This window comes from Microbacterium gilvum, from assembly GCF_039543865.1.
Taxonomy (GTDB): Bacteria; Actinomycetota; Actinomycetes; order Actinomycetales; family Microbacteriaceae; genus Microbacterium; species Microbacterium gilvum.
In genome coordinates this window covers 75,042-94,243 of sequence record NZ_BAABKO010000007.1, presented here as the reverse complement: position 1 = coordinate 94,243, position 19,202 = coordinate 75,042, and the positions used below count along the sequence as shown (strand labels likewise).

The window sequence follows — 19,202 nt, the reverse complement described above, 5'->3', positions numbered from 1 at the left end:
CGACCCCGCCGGACCGCATCGACGCCCCGCACGACAGAGAGAAGAGCGACATGACCATCGTCGAGACCGAGCTCGCCGGCGCCGCCCCCGGGGCCCGCGACCTCCGCGCCCTACCCAAGGGCCATCTGCACCTGCACCTCGAGGCGGGCATGCGCCCCGCCACCCTCGCCGCGCTGTGCGGGGAGATCGGCATCGAGCCGCCCGCGACGAGCGGCTTCTCGGGTTTCACCGAGTTCGGACAGTGCTACCGCTCGCTGCTCGCGGTGCTGCGCGAGCCGGCGAATCTCGAGCGCCTGCTCGACGAGGTGCTCGAGGACCAGGCGGCCGACGGCGTCGTCTACGTCGAGCTCGGGGTGAGCCCGACGTTCTACGCCGAGGTCTACGGCGGGCTCGACGCGGCGCTCGCCCAGCTCGTCTCCTACGCCGAGAAGGCGTCGGAGCGGCACGGCGTCGCCGTCGGGCTCATGCCGACCGTCGACCGCACCGCGAGCGCCGAGGAGGCCGTCGCCGTCGCGCGGTCGGCGGCGGCGTTCGCCGGCCGCGGCGTCGTCTCGCTGGGGCTGGCCAACGATGAGCGCGGCTTCCCGTGCCGCGACTTCGCCGAGGCCTTCGCCATCGCCAAGAAGGCCGGGCTGCAGGCGACGCCGCACGCGGGCGAGCTCGTCGGGCCGGAGTCGGTGCGCGAGGCGATCGACGACCTCGCCGCCGACCGCGTGCTGCACGGCGTCCGCGCGATCGAGGACGACGCCCTCGTCGCCGAGCTCGCCGCGCGCGGCATCCCGCTCGACGTGTGCCCGACGTCGAACGTCCTGCTCGACGTCGTCGAGACCCTCGCCGACCATCCCCTGCCGCACCTGCTCGCGGCAGGCGTGCGCTGCTCGATCAACGCCGACGACCCCATCCTCTTCGGCCCGAACATCCTCGCCGAGTACGAGGTGTGCCGCACGGTGCTCGGCCTCGACGACACGCAGCTCGCGGCGTGCGCGTGGACGTCCATCGAGACCACGCTCGCGCCGTCCGCCGTCAAGGCGCGGGCGAAGGAGCGCATCGACGCCTGGCTGGCCTCGTGAAGACGCTGCACTTCGGCGTCTTCGAGGTGATGGGGCCGCAGGTCGGCGGCACGTTCAGCTGGACGCACCCGCTGAGCGCGGGCATCGACTACCTCGACCCCGCGCACTGGATCCGGATGGCGCGGATCGTCGAGGACGCGGGCTTCGACTTCCTCTTCTTCGCGGGCGGCTACGGCTACCCCATCATCGGCGACGACGTCTCGCGTGTGGCCGTGGAGAAGGGCATCAACTTCGCGGGAGCCGACCCCGACTACCTGATCCCGATCCTCGCCCAGCACACCTCGACCCTCGGGTTCGTCGTGACGCAGTCGACGGGCCTCGACCATCCGGCGCAGCTCGCGCGGCGCTTCGCGACGCTCGATCACCTCACGGGCGGCCGCATCGGGTGGAACATCGTCACGGGGGCGTCGCAGAACGCCGTCGCCGAGGTGTTCGGACACGAGCGGATGGTGCCGCACGACACCCGCTACGACATGGCGGCCGAGTACGTCGAGCTGGCATCGCGGCTGTGGGAGGAGGCCTGGGAGGACGACGCGTTCGTCGCCGACCGCGCGACGGGCGTGTTCGCGCGCCCCGATGGCGTGCACCGCGTGGTCTACGACGGCGAGCACTACCGCGCCCGCGGGTACTTCGGGACACCGCCGTCACCGCAGCGCACCCCCGTGCTGTTCCAGGCCGGCACGTCGCCGAAGGGACGCGCGTTCGCCGCGGGGCACGCCGAGTGCGTCTTCGTGCAGGGCACGACGCCCGCACGCACGGCCGCGGCCGTGGCGGACATCCGCCGGCTGGCCGCAGACCGCGGTCGGGACCCCGAGCTGCTGCGCCTCATGGCGGGGATGACCGTCTTCGTCGCCGAGACGGAGGAAGGCGCGCGGGCGCTCGAGTCGGAGTTCGACGCGCTGCAGACCGACGAGATCGTCGCGGCGCTCTACGCCGGCAACACCGGCATCGACCTGCTCGCGCTCGATCCCGATCGGACGCTGCACCAGGTGCTCGACGCGGGCGGGCCGGTGGGGCAGATGGGCACGAGCAACATCGAGCGCTTCCTGGGCGACGACGCGCCCACGGTGCGCGAGATCCTCGACCAGCTGCGGGGCCTCGGCACGCGCGGGTTCCGCGTCGTGGGCGACCCCGTGCAGGTCGCCGACCGCATCGAGCAGCTGGCCGCGGAGACCGGGCTCGACGGATTCCTCATCGAGCCGGCGTTCGAGCCGGCCGACCTGCAGGCCTTCGGCGACCTCGTCATGCCGATCCTGCGCGAGCGGGGCCGCATCGCGGCCGGCGTGCCGGGCGGGACCCTGCGCGCGCGGGTGACCGAGCGCGCCGGCGGCGACCGCCTGGGCGACGCGCACCCCGTGCTCAGGGCGAGCCGCGTCGCCGTCTGACACGGCGCGCCGTCGCCCCTGCGCGGGCGGCGGCGCGCCGTTCCGCGAGAATGGACGCGATCGGCGACCATCCGGGCGGCGGGATCGGGAGGCAGGAATGGGCGAGTCGGCCGCACAGCGGACGCGCGACCAGCGCGAGGCCGACGCCGCGAGCGTCAGCACGAGCCCCGAGCGCGAGCGGCTCCTCGGACTCGTCACCGACCTCATCCTCCGCGACGGCGTCATCGACCTCAGTCTCAGCGCGATCGGCCGCGGCATCGGCTCGAACAACCGCATGCTGCTCTACTACTTCGGCTCCAAGGAGAAGCTGCTCCACGAGGCGTCGCTCGTCGCGTTCGAGCGGTTCCCTCGGCTGGGCAGCATGTTCGCGCGGCTCGCCGCCCCCGGCGAGCTCGCCGACAGGCTCGACGCCGCCTGGGAGGACCTCGCCGCGGAGGAGAACCGCCCTTACATCGCGCTGTTCTTCCAGCGGTTCGGCATCGCCATGCGCGACCGCGAGCAGTGGCACGCCTACGTCGACAGGTCGACGCACTACTGGGCGGAGGACCTCGCCGACATCCTGCGCGACGAGGGCTCCTCCCCCGGCGACGCGCTGGCGCTGGCGACCCAGATCGTCGCGCTCTGGCGCGGGCTGCAGCTCGCGCTCCTCGCGGATGGCGACGAGGCGCTGCTGCGGACGGCCTACCGAGCCGGCGTGCGCGCCCTGCTCGCAGGAGATTTCTCCCGACGGTGACACCGCCGAAACACGGGGCCCGTAGCGTGTGAACCGTTCAGTTCACCACGCGGCACGGAGGTCGTCATGGCATCACCCTGGAAGATCGGCATGTTCCAGTGCATCGGGCTCATGGGGGCGTGGAAGCTCCCCGACAACACGTCGACCGACTTCCTCGACCTCGACCACTGGCTCACGATGGCGCGCCGGTGCGAGCAGGCCGGCGTCGACTTCCTCTTCTTCGCCGACGACTACGGCTACCCGGTCGTCGACGACGCCATCCCGGCCGGCGCCCTCCGCGGCGGCATCCAGTTCCCCAAGGGCGACCCGCTCGCCGTGCTCCCCGCGCTCGCCGCCGTCACCGAGCGGCTCGGGCTCGTGACGACCCTGTCGACGACGGTCGAGAAGCCGCCCATGGTCGCCCGCAAGATGGCCACGCTCGACCACATGACGAAGGGCCGCATCGGCTGGAACATCGTCACGGGGGCGGGGCAGAACGCGTCGGCGAGGCTCTTCGGCGTGCCCATGACGGAGCACGACAAGCGGTACGAGATCGCGGCCGACCACGTCGACCTCACCCTCACGCTGTGGGAGGGCTGCTGGGACGAGGGCGGGCTCGTCGAGGATCGGGAGACGGGCGTGTACGCCGATCCCGACCGGGTGCGCGAGATCGAGCACCACGGCCCCCACTTCGACGCCAAGGGCATCCTCACGGTGCCGCCGGGGCCCCAGCGCACGCCCGTTCTCTTCCAGGCCGGCGCGTCGGCTCCCGGGCGCGACCTCGCCGCGCGCTACGCCGAGGCGGTCTTCCTCGCCGCGGAGGTGCCGGCGCTCGCGGAGCAGATCGCCGACATCCGCCGCCGTGCCGCCGCCTACGGCCGCGACCCGCGGTCCATCAAGTGCCTCATCGCCGGCACGTTCTACGTCGCCGGGACCGAGGCGGAGGCCCATGCCATCCGCGAGCGCCAGCTCGCCACCCGTTCGTTCGAGGACGGCGCCGCCGCCTACGCCTTCTTCACGGGGCTCGACCTCTCGAGCATGGACCCCGACAAGCCGCTCGACCCGTCGGCGGGGCTCACGCAGACGGGCCGCACGAACGTCGAGCGGTTCCTCGGACCGGATGCGCCGACCGTGCGCGAGATCATCGAGGAGTTCCAGCGCAACAGCGTCATGGGCACGCCGATCATCGGCGACGTCGGGCAGGTCGCCGACGAGGCGGAGCGGGTCATCTCGGCCACCGACGCCGACGGCTTCCTCGTGCAGCCCGACCACACCGGCACGTTCGACAGCTTCCTCGACCTGCTCATGCCCGAGCTCGTCCGGCGCGGGCTCGTCGCCGCCGAGCCCGCGCCGATGACGCTGCGCGAACGACTCACGGAGTCGGGATCGCCGCACCTCCCCGAGACGCACCCGGGCGCCGCGCACCGTCGCGCGCGGGCGGCGGTCTGATGGGCGACGCGACGAAGAAGCTCGCCATCGGGATGTTCCAGACCGGAGGCGTGCGGCCGACCTGGCGGATGCCCGGCCGCGAGCACGAGCGGAACTCCACCGACCTCGGCTACTGGATCGACCTCGCCCGCGCGTGCGAGGACGCGGGTGCGGACTTCCTGTTCCTCGCCGACTCGTACGGGTACCCCACCCTCCACGACGAGGTGATCCCGACCGCCGTCGAGCGCAACGTGCAGTTCTCGACGGTCGACCCGCAGATGCTCGTGTCCGCGATCGCCGCGGCGACGGAGCGGCTGGGGATCGTCACGACCGTGTCGACGCAGGTCGAGCCGCCGCCCGTCGTGACCCGGCAGTACCGCTCCCTCGACCACTTCACGGGCGGCCGGATCGGCTGGAACATCGTGACGGGATCGGCGCAGGCGGCCTCGGCGCTGCTGTTCGGCGAGCCGCTCCTCGCCCACGACGAGCGCTACGAGAAGGCCGCTGAGCACGTCGACCTGTCGCTGCGGTTCTGGGAGGGGTGCTGGGAGGACGACGCGCTCGTGCGCGACGCGGCGACCGGCGTCTGGGCCGATCCCGCCAGGGTGCACGAGATCGTCCACGACGGCACGCACTTCCGGTCTCGGGGCGTGCTCGTGACCCCGCCCGGCCCCCAGGTGACGCCGACCCTGTTCCAGGCAGGTGCCTCGACCGCGGGACGCGACCTCGCCGCGCGCTACGCCGAGGCCGTCTTCCTCGCGGCGGAGGCGCCCGCTCTCGCCCGGCAGATCGCCGACATCCGCTCGCGTGCCGTCGGGTACGGTCGATCGCCTGACGCCGTGAAGTGCCTCGTCGCCGGCACCTTCCGCGTCGCGGACAGCAGGGCGCAGGCGGAGGACGAGCACGCGGCCGCCATCGCGCGCATCAGCCTCGCGCACGCCGCGACCCTGTACGCCTACTTCACGGGGATCGATCTGCTCTCGCTCGACCTCGACCGTCCGATCCCCGCCGACGCCGCCGGCGGCGACAACGGCCGCACGAACATCGAGCGGTTCCTCGGTGACGACGCGCCCACCGTGCGCGAGGTGCTCGAGGAGTTCCGCGCCAACGGCGTCATGGGCCGTCCCTTCCTCGGAACCCCCGCGGAGGTCGTGGATCAGGCCGAGGCGCTGGCCGACGAGACCGACGCCGACGGGTTCCTCGTCCAGCCCGACCCTGACGGCGGCCACGACCGGTTCATCCGCCTGGTCATGCCCGAACTGCGGCGGCGGGGCCGGCTGAAGGACGAGCTCCCCGGCACGACGCTGCGCGAGCACCTCTTCGGCGACGGCCGTCGACGGCTGCCGGACGACCATCCCGGCGCGACCCACCGGCGCACCCGGGCCACGGCCTGAGTGGCCCTCCGGCGCCTTCTCTCCCCCACCCGCCCCCGCCGCCGCCGCTTCGCCAGTGCGGATGTCGACCTCGCGCCGCTTCGCCAGTGCGGATGTACGTCAAGAGCGCCCCCGCGCCCGACATCCGCACTGGCGAAGCGCAGGATGGCACCGCCCGGCACCCGCACCCGCGGCGCGAAGCACCCGCCAACCGCCTCACGACACGCCCTTCCGCGATGTCCGACCCCTGTGGTTCGCTGAGCGCATGATCCACTCCGCCGACGGCACATCGCTCGCCTCCTCCGTCACGGGCGCCGGCCCCACGGTCGTCATCGTCGGAGGGGCGCTCTCGACCGCCGCCGACGCCGCCCCGCTCGCCGAGGCGCTCGTCGCGGCCGGTCTGCGCGTCGTGACCTGGGACCGGCGCGCCCGCGGCGAGAGCGGCGACGCGGCCGGCACGTCGCCCGACCGCGAGGCGGAGGACCTCGCCGCCGTCATCGACGGAGCAGGGGGCGCCCATTCCGTGCTCGGCCATTCGTCGGGTGCCGTGCTCGCACTCCACGCGGCATCGCTCGGCGTGCCGACGGGGCACCTGTTCCTCTCCGAGCCTCCTGTGCACGGCGGGGCGCCGACGGCGCCGTCGGATCTGCCCGAGCGCCTGCAGCGCCTCGTCGACGCCGGCGAGCGCGAGGAGGCCGTCGCGACGTTTCAGCTCGAGGGGGTCGGGCTGCCGCAGGAGATGGTCGACGGCTTTCGCGCCGCCGGCCAGCTCGCGGCGCTGGCCCCGCTCGCGCAGTCGACCGTCTACGACGCGCGGCTCGTCCGCGACGTGGGCGGTCCGACGGCCGCCATGCGCGCCGTCGGCGTGCCCGTGACCATCCTGCGCGGCGCCCGCACGTTCCCCGTGCTCGTCGCGGCCGCCGACCGGCTCGCCGCCGCGATGCCCGCAGCCGAGCTGGTCATCGTGCCGGAGTCGGTCATGCACCGCCCCGATCCCGCGGCCACGGCGCGCGAGGTCGCGCAGCGGATGGCCGGCGTCAGGCCGCCGGCATGACGCGCAGCGTCGCGGTGCGGGCCTCCTCCGTGAGGAGCGGCGCGACGTAGGACGGGAAGCGGGCGTACTTCTCCGCGAACGCGGCGTCGAGCGCGGCATGGCGCGCATCGTCGTCGGCGAGCCGCTCGAAGGCCACATCGGCGCCCGCGCCGTCCGCCTCGACGCGACCCGTCCCGGCCTGCGTCGCGCGTCGGAACCAGCCGTTGCCCGGTCCGTACGCCGAGCGCACGTACAGCGCGCCGTCGACGGCGACGTGCCAGATCGGGATGGCGGGCCGGAGGGAGCCGTCCACACGGTGCGAGGAGATGCGCAGCTCCTCCGCTGTGCCGATGCGGTCGAGGTCCGAGGGGTCCCAGTCGGTCATCCACCGAGGCTACGCCGCCGCCGCGCGACGAGCCAGGCACCGCCAGGGCACCCCTCCTGTGGGAGGCTGGCGGGATGGCCCAGGTGTTCCGCGACGCGCTCGGCGTGCCGCACATCCGCGCGCACGATGTGCACGACCTCGCCGACGCGCAGGGCGAGGTCACGGCGCGCGATCGGGGCTGGCAGATCGAGGTCGACCGGCTCCGCGCCGCTGGCCGGCTCTCCGAGCTCATCGGCCGCGCCGGCGTCGCGTGGGACGTGTTCGCCCGCCGCGCGCGGCTCGACGACACGGCGCGCCGTGCGTTCTCGGCCCTCGACGACGAGACGCGGACGTTCATCGCCGCCTACGCACGCGGGGTGCGGCGCGGGATGTCCGCAGCCGGCGCGCACGCGGAGGAGTTCGCCGCGCTCGACCGCGCCTTCGGCACCGATCGCCTGCTCGAGCCGTGGCACGACCACGATCCGCTCGGCGTGCTGCACGTCGCGCACGCCCTCTTCTCCCCCTTCCCCTCCCTGCTCTGGCGCGAGCACGTCGCCGCGACGCTCGGCGACGCCTGGGTCGACGTGCTCTCCGGCGACGAGGGCGACGAGACGGAGCCGACCTCCGGCAGCAACGCCTGGGCGCTCGCCGGCACGCGCACGGCGTCGGGGCGCCCGGTCGTCGCTGGCGACCCGCACCGCCTCTTCGAGCTGCCGGGCGTCTACCAGCAGGTGCGCCTCGCGTGCGACCACGACGGCATCGACGTCGTGGGCCTCGCGTTCCCCGGCGTGCCGGGAGCGCCCCACTTCGCCCACACGGGAGGTGCCGCGTGGGGCATCACGAACGCCGTCGCGCACAGCGTCGAGGTCTTCCGCGAGCAGCTGCGGCGGGCGGGCGACGGATACGAGGCGCTCGGGCCGGACGGATGGTCGCCCGCCGATGTGCGCCGTTCGACCGTGCACGTGCGCGGCGGCGACGACGTCGCGGTGACGGCGATCGAGACGCCGCGCGGCTGCATCGTCACCGATCTGCGGCCCGACGGCGATGCGCTCGTCGGGTGGAGCGTCCGCCATCCCGCCCGCACCCGCTCCGATCTCGGCGCCCGCGCGCTGCTGCCGCTCCTGCGGGCCCGCACGGCATCCGACGTCGTCTCGGCGTTCGAGAGCTGGGTCGACCCCGTGAACCGCGTGCTCGCGGCCGACCGCGACGGCGCCGTGCTGTCGGCCACGGCGGGGCTCGTGCCCGACCGCCCGCGCTCGGAGCGCCGTCGGGCGCTCGACGGCGCCTCGAACGCCCCAGCGCGCGACCGGCGCCCGCCCGCGGCGACGCGCGTGGCCGAGGTCGCGGTCGACGCGAACGAGCGGCCGGCGGAGCCCGCGGTCGACCTCGGCTGGGCATACGCGTCGCCGCACCGCGCCCGCCGCATCTCGCGCCTCCTCGCGGAGCTCCGTCCCGACGGCGTGGAAGGGTTCGCCGCCATCTGGGGCGACGTCGACAGCGGGCAGCGGCACGCGCTCCTCCCTCTCCTTCCCGACGGCCCCCTTTCCGGATCCGCCGCGAGGGCGCGCGAGGCCCTGCGGTCCTGGGACGGGCGGATGGACGCCGGCTCGCGCGCCGCCGGCGTGTTCGCGGCGTGGCGCGGGGCGCTCGTCCGGGCGCTCGTCGACCATCCCGCCCTCGCCGCTCTGAGCGCTCCCCACGGGTTCGGCGCCGTCTTCGATCCCTGGATGGCCGTGGCCGGGCGCGTCGCCGGCGCGCTCCCCCGGCTCCTGCGCCATCCTGCGATCGCCGACCGCGCGCTCGTCGTCGACGCGCTCGCAGCGGCTGCCGACGCGCCGCCGTGGGGCGACGTGCACACCATGCTGCCCCTCCACGTCCTCGACGACGTCGCCGAGCTCGCGGGAGGGGCCTCCCGCGGCGCGGCGTTCGCGACGCCGCTCTCCGGCGACGGCGACACGGTGCGCTGCACGGGGTCGACGCCGGGCGCCGTCGACCGCGCCTGGCGGGGATCGGTCGCGCGCTGGGCTTGGGACCTCGACGACCGCTCGCGGAGCCTCTGGAGCGTGCCCTTCGGCACCTCCGGCGACGCCTCATCCCCTCATGCGGGCGATCAGCACGCGGCGTGGGTCCATGTGCGACCCACGCGCATCACCACGGACTGGCGCTTCCTGCGCCCCGATCTTTCGACAGGAGACGCATGAGCGCCCACGACGACCCCCGCCTCGTGAGCGGCCCCGCCGGCGCCGTCGTCCACGCCGTCGACTCGCCCGCGCTCGGACGCGTGACGTTCCAGGTGCTCGACCCCGACGCGCACCTCGACCTCCTGCACGAGTGGGTGACGCGGCCGACCTCGGCCTTCTGGGGCATGGCGGGGCACTCGCGCGAGCAGGTGCGAGACGTCTACCGCTACGTCGACGGACTCCCGACGCACCACGCGTTCCTCGTCCGCCGCGACGGCCTCCCGATCGTGCTGCTGCAGACCTACGAGCCCGACGCCGATCCCGTCGGAGAGGTCTACGACGCCCTGCCGGGCGATGCGGGCCTCCATTTCCTCCTCGGCGACCGCGGGCCGCGCGTCGCGCGCTTCACGAGCCACGTGGGCGACGCCGTGTTCGCGTTCCTCTTCAGCCGTCCGTCGGTCGACCGCCTCGTCATCGAGCCGGATGCCGACAACGAGCGCGCCGTCGACCGGGCCCGCAAGTCGGGCTTCGAGCTCGGCCCGCACGTCGAGCTCCCGGGCAAGACGGGCCGGCTGGCGTTCCTCACGCGCGCACGGTGGGAGGCGTCGCGCGCCTGAGGGGACTCACTCGGCGACGACCTCCCCGCCCGTGATGCGCAGCTCGTCGAGATCGAGGCGCGCCTGGATGCGCAGCACGACGGCGTCGTCGACCGTGCCGTCGCGGCGCAGCCCGAACAGCACCTCGCGCTTGCGGGCGAGCAGGGAGAGCTTCAGCCGCGTGTACTCCTCGTGCCGCCCGATCGGGGAGAGCGTGAGCACCTCGATCGCGGCCGCCTCGGCGTCGCGCTCGCCGGCCGCGGCGGGGTCGGGCTCGGCGAGAGCGGCATCGAGCGCGCGCACCTCGCGGTCGACCGCCTCCTGCTCGCGTGCCTGCCGCTGGGCGTTCTGCAGCTCGAGCATCTCGTAGGCGTCGGCGCGGATGCGGTCCCTGACGTCGTCGCTCACGCCGTGCTCCGCCGCGAGGTCGTCGAGCGCCGACAGCGCGGCGCCCGTGATCGCCCGCTGGGCGAGCGCGAGCTCCTCCTCGCCGGAGGTGTCCTCGGGCAGTCGCGCCCACCTCACGACGAGCGGCAGCAGGGGCCCCTGCACCAGGAGGGTGAGGACGATGACGCCCGCCGTCACGAACACGATCTCGTCGCGGCCCCCGAGTGCCGACCCGTCGTCCATCGTGAGCGGCACGGACAGTGCGATGGCGAGCGATACGGCGCCGCGGAAGCCCGCGACGGTGCTCACGACGCGCGCCCGGTTGCTCATCCGCCGCGCCCGCTGCGAGGGGCGCCGGTCGAGCATCCGGATGGCCGACACGGTCGTCATCTGGAAGGCGAAGCGGACGACGAGCGTCGTGACCCACACCGCGACGGTCACGCCCAGGAGCCATCCGATCTGGCGCGCATCGATCTCGTGCGCGACGAGCTGCACCTCGAGCCCGATCAGGACGAAGAGCGATCCGTTCAGGAGGAAGGTGCCGAGCGGCCATGCCGCCTCGGTCTGCCGCCGCGATGCCGCCGTCGTCGTGCGCGGCGACGTCCAGGCCGTGATGAGGCCCGCCACGACCACCGCGAGCACACCCGAGGCGTGGATGGTCTCGGCGAGGAGGTACGCGGCGAACGGCACCAGGAGGAGCGCGATGTTGATCGTGAGCGCGTCGGCGAGACGGCGCAGGAGCAGCACGGCGAGCGCCGCGACGACGATGCCGACGACCGCTCCCCCTCCGTACGACAGCAGGACGAGCCCCGAGATCGACAGCGGCGTGTACTGGCCGCCCACGGCGAGGCCCACGGCCACGGAGTAGATGACGAGCGCCGTGCCGTCGTTCGTGAGGCTCTCCGCTTTGAGCGCCATGAAGTTGCGCCGCGGCAGCGTGCGGCCGAGCGCGGCGACCGCCGTCGCGTCGGGCGGGGCGACGGCCGCCCCGAGGATGAGCGCGACCTCCCACGGCAGCCCGAGGAGGTGGGCGACGCCCGCGACGGCGAACGCGGTCGCGACGACGAGCAGCGTGCTCATCAGCACGATGCCGCGGAGGTCGCGCCGGATGGCCCGCAGCGAGGTCGTGAGACTCTCCCAGAAGAGCATGACGGGCAGGAAGAGCAGCAGCACCGTCTCGGGCGGCAGCTGCACCTCGCGCAGCTCCGGCACGAAGCCGAGGAGCAGCCCGAAGACGAGCAGCAGCAGCGGCACCGCGATCCGCAGACGCGGGGCGAGCAGCGCGCCGACGAGCACGCTCGCTCCGAGCAGGACCGTGACCTCGAGACCGTCCATCGCGCACCCTCCGTGACCGCCGCCGACGAAGAGGCCAACCCTGCGCGCTCCGCGCGCATTCCGGCCGAGGGGTGCCGCGGGTGCCCCTCAGCGCCTGGTCACATCATCCCGCGGTCCCGGGATCGCGTCGAGCAGCGCACGCGTGTAGGCGTGCTGCGGCGCGTCGAAGATCTCCTGCGTGCGTCCCGCCTCGACCGCGCGCCCTCCCTGCACGACGAGGACCTCGTCGGACACCAGCCGCACGACGGCGAGATCGTGGGAGATGAACACCGAGGTGAGACCGAGCTCCTCCTGCACCGAGACGAGCAGCCGCAGCACTTGCTCCTGCACCGAGACGTCGAGCGCCGACACCGGCTCGTCGAGGATGAGCAGCCTCGGCTCGAGCGCGAGCGCCCGCGCGATCGCGACACGCTGCCGCTGCCCGCCGGAGAGCGCCACGGGCGTGCGGCGCGCGACGTCGGAGGGCAGCGCGACGAGATCGAGCAGCTCCGCGACGCGCCGCCGTCGGGTGGCGCGGTCGCCGACCCGGAAGGCCGTGAGGGGCTCTGCGATCACGCGCTCGACCGTGAAGCGCGGGTCGAGGGAGGCGAACGGGTTCTGGTAGACGTACTGCACCTGCCGACGCAGCTCGCGTCGCTCGCGGCGCCCGGCCCCCGCGACGTCGCGGCCGTCGAGCCGCACGGTCCCCTCCGTGGGCTCCGTGAGGCCGGCGAGGATGCGCGCGAGCGTCGACTTGCCCGATCCCGACTCGCCGACGATGCCGAGGGTGCGCCCGCGGCCGACGGCGAGCGAGATGTCGTCGACCGCGACCAGGTCGCGGGCCCCGCGTGCGCCGCTGAGCCGGAACGTCTTGCGGATCCCCTCCGCGCGCAGCACGGGCTCCGCTGGCGGGTCCTCCCGCGCGGGCGGGCGCAGCACGGGGTGGGCGAGCGTGGGCACGGCGGCGATGAGCCGCCGGGTGTACGGATGGGCGGGGCTCCGGAAGACGCCGGCTGCCGGCCCCTCCTCGACGATCCGCCCCTTCTGCATGACGACGATCCGCTGGGACCGGTCGTGGGCGACGCCGAGATCGTGCGTGACGAGGACGACGGCGACGCCCTCGTCGCGGGCGAGCGCGACGAGCTCGTCGAGCACCGTCTTCTGCACCGTCACGTCGAGCCCGGATGTCGGCTCGTCCGCCACGATGAGGCGCGGACGCCCCGCGAGCGCGATCCCGATGAGCACGCGCTGGCGCATGCCGCCCGAGAGCTCGTGCGGGTACTGGCCGTGACGCACCTCGGGACGGTCGATGCCGACGCGGCGGAGGATGGCGATGGAGGCGTCGCGGATCGCGGAGCGCGGCACCGACCCGTGCAGCCGGAAGACCTCGTCGATCTGCGACCCCACCGTCTGGACGGGGTCGAGGGAGATCGTGGGGTCCTGCGGGACGTAGCCGACGGTTCCGGCGAGGAGCCGCCGGAGCGCCTTCTCGTCGAGGCCGACGACGTCGACGCCGTCGACCTCGATGCTCCCTTCGTGCACGCGCGCGCCTTCGGGCAGCAGCCCGATGAGCGCCGCCACCGTCGTGGACTTCCCCGACCCGGACTCCCCGACGATCGACACGATCTCGCCGGGCGCGACCTCGAGGTCGACGCCGTCGACGGCGTGGTGCGCGCTCGTGCCGTACGCGACCCGGAGCCCGGACACCCGGACGATGGGCGCGGTCATCGGCGGGCCTCCCCGGCGAGACCCTGGCTGATGCGGTTGGCGGCGACGACGACGGCGACGATGACCGCGCCGGGCAGGATGGTCAGCCACCACGCCGTGCCGAGGTAGTTGCGCCCCTCGGCGACGAGGTTGCCCCACTCCGGAGCGGGCAGGGCGACGCCGAAGCCGAGGAAGCTGAGCGCCGCGATGGAGAGGATGGCCGACCCGAACTCGAGGGCGACGAGCGACAGGACGGGTCCCCTCGCATGCGGCAGCACGTGCTGGACGAGGATGGCGGGCCAGCGCACGCCGGAGGCGCGGGCCGCCTCGACGAAGGGCGATGTCGTCACCCTCAGGACCTCCGCCCGCATGACGCGGGAGAAGCTCGCGACGGAGGCGATGCCGACCGCAATGGCGATGTTGAGGGTGCCGAACCCGAGGGCCGTGATGAGGAGCAGCGAGATGAGCAGGTTTGGGATCGCGAGGAAGACGTCGATGACGCGCATGAGCACGGTGTCGACGACCCCGCCCAGGAACCCGGCGAGCAGCCCGATCGCGGCGCTGAGGACGAATGCGAGCGCGAGGGCGACGACCGTCGCCTGCAGCGACAGGGCGCTGCCGTGCACGACGCGGCTGAGGAGGTCGCGGCCGATGTAGTCGGTGCCGAACGGATGCTCCCACGACGGCGGCGACAGCTTCGCCCCCGTGCTCGGCGCGAGCGGGTCGAAGGGGCTGAACGCGCCCGGCGCGACGACGAACGCCGCGACGAGGAGCACCACGGCCCATGCCAGCGCGTAGCCCGGCTCCCTCAGCACGCGCCGTACGACGTTCCCCGCTCGGCGGCGCGGTGGAGCGGCGGCGGGGGCGGCTGCCTCCCGCGCGATCTCGACGTCGAGCTGGGTCATGGCGGTCCTCTCGGTTCGGGCGGCGGATCAGGCGGCCGCGACGCGGCGGATGCGAGGGTCGACGAGCGGGTAGACGAGGTCGACGACGAGGTTGACGATCGCGTACGCGACGGCGGACAGGATGACGAGCGCCTGCACGAGCGGGATGTCCTGCGTGTCGACGGCCCCCTGGAGCAGGCGCCCGACGCCGACGCGCGAGTACACCGTCTCGATGACGACGGCGCCGGAGAAGACGCCGCCGACGAGGAGCGCGAGCACGGTGAGCGACGGGATCGCGGCGTTCTTCAGCACATGGCCGATCTGGATCCCCCAGCGCGATACCCCCTTCGCGCGCAGCACATCGACGAACGGCTCGCGGAGCGTGTCGCGGATGCCCTTGGCGAGCAGCTGGCCGATCGTCGCGCTGATCGCGATGCCGAGCGTGAGTGCGGGCAGCACGAGCGCCGAGGCGTCGTCGTTGCCGCGAGACGGCAGCAGGCGCCAGTGGAAGGCGAACAGCTGCAGCATGAGCAGCGCGATGAGGAACGTCGGGACGGCCGCGACGAACGGCGGCGTCGAGAAGAGCAGGTTCGAGAGCACGCGGCTTCGGATGAGGTTGGCGGCGATCGCGATGACGGCCCCGATGAGCACGCCGAACAGGATGCCGAGCCCGGCGAGCTGAAGGGTGTGCGGCAGGGCCGCGGCGATGTCGGCCGCGACGGGCCGCTCGGTCTGCACCGAGACGCCGAGATCGCCCGTGAGCGCCCGTCCCAGCAGCGTGACGTACTGCACGGGGACGGGCTGGTCGAACCCGAAGCGCGCCTCGATCGCCGCGCGCTCCTCGGGGCTCGTCCGCGTCGCGTCGCCCGTCCCCGCCAGCATGATCGAGACGGGGTCGGCCGGGAGCACGTACAGCAGCACGAACGTGGCGGTGTACGCGGCCCACACGACGAGCAGGGCGTACCCTATGCGCCGGGCGATGTAGGCGATCATCCGCTGTCCTTTCTCAGGCGGGAGGGGAAGGAGGCCGGCGCCGCCCCACCGCGGCGCCGACCCCCTGGTTCATTCGGCGTCGAGCCAGGCCTCGTCGAACACCTGCCAGCCGGTGAGCTGGTTGCCGAGCCCGTGCACGTTGCCGAGCGCGACCGTCGGACGGCCCGACTGGCTGTACGGGAAGCCGTATCCGCGCTCGACGATCAGCCGCTGCGCCTCGGCGAACAGCTCCTGGCGGGCCGCAGGGTCGAGCTCGGTCGTCTGCGCGTCGAGCACCTCGACGAGATCGGGGATGTTCTCGTCCGTGAAACGCGCGTACGTCACGAAGTCGGGGTGGAAGGTGTTGAGGAGCACGTCGGGATCGGCGCGCGTGAAGTTGCCGGCGAGGAGGTCCCACTCGCCCGACTCCTGGAGGGCCGTGCTCTCCGCGAGGGTCACCTGGCGCAGCTGCAGGTCGAAGCCGATCTCGAGGAGCTGCGCCTGCACGAGCTGCCACAGCGGGCGCGAGTTCTCATCGGTGAAGGTGATCTCGGCCTCCAGCCGCTCGCCGTCCTTCTCGCGGATGCCGTCGTCCGCGATCTCCCAGCCGGCGTCTTCGAGGAGCGCGGCCGCGGCGTCCGGGTCGTAGGCGAGGGCGTCGGAGAGGTCGACGTGCCCCGGCACCGTATCGGAGATGACCGAGGTGGGCGCGGGGCTGTACTGGTCGTAGATCGTGTCCTGCAGCTCCTGCCGGTCGAAGCCGACCTGGAACGCCTGCCGCACCGCCTCGTCGTCGAACGGGGCGTGGTCGAGGTTGGGGTAGATCGTGTTGGCGATGCCCGCGGACACGGCGCTGACGACCTGTCCGCCCTCGCCCTCCACGCGCGCGATGTCGGTCGACGAGAGGCTGATCGCCGCGTCGACCTCGCCGCTCAGGAGGCTCTCGGTGAGCACGCCGCCCTCCGGGATCTCGACGAACCGGATGGCGTCGACATAGGCCTCGCCGGGGTTGTCGCTGTTCGGCGATGGCCAGGCGTAGCCGTCTCTGCGGACGACCGTGATGTGGTCGTCGGGCACGTTCTCCTCGATGACGAAGGGCCCCGTGCCGATCGGCCCGGTCTCGCAGCGCTGGTCGTAGTCGAGCGTGAGGCTCCCCGGCCAGATGATGCCGAGCGCCTTCTCCGTGAGGGCCTGGATGAAGCCGGCCTTGGGCTCCTCGAACGTCACGGTCACGGTGTGGTCGTCGACCGCCTCGGAGCCGGAGTAGCCGGAGATGTACGCGGCGGCGACGCCGCGCCCATCGGTCGCGCGGAACTCGATGGCGTTGTCGAGCGTGGCCGTGACGGCGTCCGCCGTGAACGGCTCGCCGTTCGAGAACGTCACGTCGTCGCGGAGCGAGATCGTGTAGGTCAGGCCGTCGTCGGACACCTCGTAGCCCGTCGCGAGCCAGGGCAGGATCTCGCCCGTCTCCTCGTCCTGGTCGAAGAGGTTGTCGACGACGGCGCGGCCCGCGAAGTTGTTGTAGGGCGTGATGGCGGCGTCCAGGCAGGGCGGGATGTCGGTCTGGCCGACGACGAGCTCGCCGCCGACGACGGGCGTCGCGTCGGCATCGGCGTCGGCCGCGTCGGCTCCCGGCGCGGCCGACGCGCACGCCGACAGGGCGACGGCCGTCGCGAGCAGGGCCGCGATGCCGGCGGCGGTGCGGATGGTGGTCACGGTGCTGTTCTCCTCAGGGTGGGCGCGACGGCGGCAGGCACGGGCGGCAGGCCGAAGTGGTCGCGCAGGGTGCTCCCCTCGTACTCCTCGCGGAAGCGCCCCCGCTCGCGCAGGATCGGGACGACCTGCTCGGCGAGGAGGCGGATGGTCTGCCATCCGCCGGAGGGGAAGATCACGAAGCCGTCGGCCGCGCCCGCGTCGGCCCACTGGACGATGCGGTCGGCGGCCTGCTCCGGCGTGCCGACGAAGCGTCCGTGCCCGAAGCCGGCGACGACGGCCTGCAGCACTCGGCGCAGCGTGTAGCCGTGCCGCACGGACAGGTCGATGAAGATCTGCGGGCGGCTCTGACGTCTGGCGAGGGCGGCGGTGTCGGGCCAGCGGTCGTCGGGGACGCGGTCGTCGAGCGCCACGTCGGAGAGGTCGACGCCGCCGAGCAGCTTCTCGAGGCGCTCACGCGCGGCGTCGTAGTCGATGACCTCGAGCTCGCGCTCGTAGAGCTCGAGCGCCTCGGTCTCTGTCTCGGCGAGATACAGGCCGAGCCCCGGCAGGATGCGGGTGGTCCCGGGGTCGCGGCCAGCAGCGGCGACCCGGTCGCGCAGGTCGGCCGCGAACGCGACGCCGTCGGCGAGCTCGCGCTGCGCCGTGAAGATCACCTCGGCGTGCTCCGCCGCGAAGCGGCGCCCCCGTTCCGAGCTGCCGGCCTGGATGAGCACGGGCCGGCCCTGCGGCGAGCGCGCGACGTTGAGCGGCCCCGCGACGCGGAAGTGCGCGCCGTCGTGGTCGATGGCCTGCACGCGGGCGGGGTCGACGAAGGTGCGCGTCGCCCGGTCGACGCGGACGGCGTCCGGCTGCCAGCTCGCCCAGAGCCGCTCGACGACCTCGAGGAACTCGTCGGCGCGCGCGTACCGCTCGTCCTGATCGGGGATGGTCTCGTAGCCGTAGTTGCGCTCCCCGTCCGACGAGGTGACGATGTTCCATCCCGCCCGACCGCCGCTGAGGTGGTCGATCGTCGCGAACTGGCGCGCGAGCGTGAACGGCTCGGAGAAGGTCGTCGACGCGGTGCCGATGAGCCCGATGCGCGACGTGCGCGCCGACAGGGCGGCGAGGAGAGTGAGCAGCTCGAGGGAGCCGGCGTAGGGGCCGTCCGCCTTCAGCACATGGCTCGCGACCCCGTCGCCGCGGATGACGGCGTCGAGCTTCGCGTCCTCGGCGAGGCGGGCGATCTCGGCGTACGGCTCGAGCCCGTTGACCTCCTCGGCGCGGCTGTCGGGGGCCGTCCATCCGGCGGCCGAGAGGTAGGTGAGCCAGAGCCCGAGGTGGATGTGCCGGCGGTCCGACACGGCGCTCACGCGATCGCGAGCGCCGTGCGGCGGCGCTCGGCCTCGATGAGGGGGCGGAACTGACGGTCGGCGGCCTCCGGGGGAAGCCGCCAGGCCTGGGACAGAGCGGCGTCGACGGGCTGCGCCCGCCCTGCGGCCTCGAGGAGGAGCTGCGTGTACGCGGCGCGTTCGACGGAGGCGAACCAGAACGCCGCCTCGGCGATCGTGGCGCCGAAGGCCACGGCGCCGTGGGCGCGCTGGATGAGGATGCGGGCGTCGGCGCCGAGCGCCTCGGCCGCCGGCTGGTCGAACGACGTCCGCACCGCCTGGATGCCCTGCAGCCACGACGAGTCGGTCGTGAGCGGAGCCAGCTCGCCGCCCGCGCTCGACCACGCGAAGATGTGCGTCGCATGCACGTGGAATCCGGCGCGCAGCTCCGGCCGCGCCCGGTGCACCTCGATCTGGCTCTGGAACCCATGCGCCTCGTGGCGTCCTTCCACGACAGAGCCGTCGGGCGCGACGAGCACGAGGTCGTCCTCCTCGACCTCGGAGAACGGGATGCCGGCAGGGTTGACCCAGTACCGTTCGACCTCGCCCGCGTCGCGGACGGTGGCGTGTCCTGCCAGCCCGTACTGGTAGCCGTTCCGCCCGAAGTGGCGCAGCGTCGCGGCGAGGTCCGCCTTCAGCTCGTCCCGGTCGCTTCCCCACGTCATGTCCGTCTCCGTCCCGTCGGGCCGGGCGGATGTCCCGGCGTCGGGGACA

Annotated in this window: 16 protein-coding genes; 8 read left to right on the top strand and 8 right to left on the bottom strand. The window is 73.6% G+C overall.

Features of this window, described 5'->3' with window-relative positions; translation table 11 throughout:
• Positions 1-50 precede the first annotated feature (50 nt).
• The 6 genes from add to ABD998_RS16720 all read left to right on the top strand — a co-directional run bounded on the left by add (position 51) and on the right by ABD998_RS16720 (position 7,022).
• Positions 51-1,070 carry an adenosine deaminase gene (gene add, locus ABD998_RS16745; RefSeq protein WP_345441840.1) on the top strand — a complete coding sequence of 340 codons (1,020 nt, stop codon included), beginning with the start codon at positions 51-53 and terminating at the stop codon, positions 1,068-1,070.
• Positions 1,067-2,455, top strand: coding sequence for an NtaA/DmoA family FMN-dependent monooxygenase (locus ABD998_RS16740; RefSeq protein WP_345441837.1), 1,389 nt, complete (start codon positions 1,067-1,069; stop codon positions 2,453-2,455). Before add ends, ABD998_RS16740 begins: the two co-directional genes overlap by 4 nt.
• 97 nt (positions 2,456-2,552) lie before the next feature.
• On the top strand, positions 2,553-3,188 hold the full coding sequence (locus ABD998_RS16735) for a TetR/AcrR family transcriptional regulator (protein ID WP_345441834.1): 636 nt from the start codon (positions 2,553-2,555) through the stop codon (positions 3,186-3,188).
• Positions 3,189-3,254: 66 nt separating this feature from the next.
• Positions 3,255-4,616 carry an NtaA/DmoA family FMN-dependent monooxygenase gene (locus tag ABD998_RS16730; protein WP_345441832.1) on the top strand — a complete coding sequence of 454 codons (1,362 nt, stop codon included), beginning with the start codon at positions 3,255-3,257 and terminating at the stop codon, positions 4,614-4,616.
• Positions 4,616-5,989, top strand: coding sequence for an NtaA/DmoA family FMN-dependent monooxygenase (locus ABD998_RS16725; protein ID WP_345441830.1), 1,374 nt, complete (start codon positions 4,616-4,618; stop codon positions 5,987-5,989). The genes ABD998_RS16730 and ABD998_RS16725 overlap by 1 nt, the downstream gene beginning before the upstream one ends.
• Before the next feature lie 244 nt (positions 5,990-6,233).
• A complete protein-coding gene (locus tag ABD998_RS16720) occupies positions 6,234-7,022 on the top strand; it encodes an alpha/beta fold hydrolase (protein ID WP_345441827.1) in 789 nt (262 codons plus the stop codon).
• Here ABD998_RS16720 and ABD998_RS16715 read toward each other — a convergent pair.
• Positions 7,006-7,386: a DUF2255 family protein gene (locus ABD998_RS16715; protein ID WP_345441824.1), complete on the bottom strand. Its 381-nt coding sequence runs from the start codon at positions 7,384-7,386 to the stop codon at positions 7,006-7,008. The genes ABD998_RS16720 and ABD998_RS16715 overlap by 17 nt on opposite strands.
• A gap of 74 nt (positions 7,387-7,460) precedes the next feature.
• On the opposite strand from ABD998_RS16715, the gene ABD998_RS16710 reads away from it, so the two are divergent.
• Together ABD998_RS16710 and ABD998_RS16705 are read left to right on the top strand one after the other, a co-directional pair.
• A complete protein-coding gene (locus ABD998_RS16710) occupies positions 7,461-9,566 on the top strand; it encodes a penicillin acylase family protein (RefSeq protein ID WP_345441821.1) in 2,106 nt (701 codons plus the stop codon).
• On the top strand, positions 9,563-10,162 hold the full coding sequence (locus ABD998_RS16705) for a GNAT family N-acetyltransferase (protein ID WP_345441818.1): 600 nt from the start codon (positions 9,563-9,565) through the stop codon (positions 10,160-10,162). The genes ABD998_RS16710 and ABD998_RS16705 overlap by 4 nt, the downstream gene beginning before the upstream one ends.
• Positions 10,163-10,168: 6 nt before the next feature.
• On the opposite strand, the gene ABD998_RS16700 is transcribed toward ABD998_RS16705, so the two are convergent.
• From ABD998_RS16700 to ABD998_RS16670, 7 genes are all read right to left on the bottom strand, one after another.
• Entirely contained in the window at positions 10,169-11,863 is a 1,695-nt protein-coding gene (locus ABD998_RS16700; protein ID WP_345441815.1) for a Na+/H+ antiporter, read from the bottom strand.
• Positions 11,864-11,950: 87 nt separating this feature from the next.
• The gene (locus tag ABD998_RS16695) at positions 11,951-13,570 is read right to left on the bottom strand and encodes an ABC transporter ATP-binding protein (RefSeq protein ID WP_345441813.1); all 1,620 of its coding nucleotides are present in this window, start codon (positions 13,568-13,570) and stop codon (positions 11,951-11,953) included.
• Complete coding sequence (locus tag ABD998_RS16690) at positions 13,567-14,454, bottom strand: ABC transporter permease (RefSeq protein WP_345441810.1); 888 nt, start codon at positions 14,452-14,454, stop codon at positions 13,567-13,569. Before ABD998_RS16690 ends, ABD998_RS16695 begins: the two co-directional genes overlap by 4 nt.
• A 27-nt stretch (positions 14,455-14,481) precedes the next feature.
• Entirely contained in the window at positions 14,482-15,426 is a 945-nt protein-coding gene (locus ABD998_RS16685; RefSeq protein ID WP_345441807.1) for an ABC transporter permease, read from the bottom strand.
• A 69-nt stretch (positions 15,427-15,495) separates the two neighbouring features.
• Positions 15,496-17,121: an ABC transporter substrate-binding protein gene (locus ABD998_RS16680; RefSeq protein WP_345441804.1), complete on the bottom strand. Its 1,626-nt coding sequence runs from the start codon at positions 17,119-17,121 to the stop codon at positions 15,496-15,498.
• A complete protein-coding gene (locus tag ABD998_RS16675) occupies positions 17,118-18,470 on the bottom strand; it encodes an NtaA/DmoA family FMN-dependent monooxygenase (protein ID WP_345441801.1) in 1,353 nt (450 codons plus the stop codon). Before ABD998_RS16675 ends, ABD998_RS16680 begins: the two co-directional genes overlap by 4 nt.
• Positions 18,467-19,153, bottom strand: a complete 687-nt coding sequence (locus tag ABD998_RS16670; protein ID WP_345441798.1) for a class II aldolase/adducin family protein — start codon at positions 19,151-19,153, stop codon at positions 18,467-18,469. Before ABD998_RS16670 ends, ABD998_RS16675 begins: the two co-directional genes overlap by 4 nt.
• Positions 19,154-19,202 lie beyond the last annotated feature (49 nt).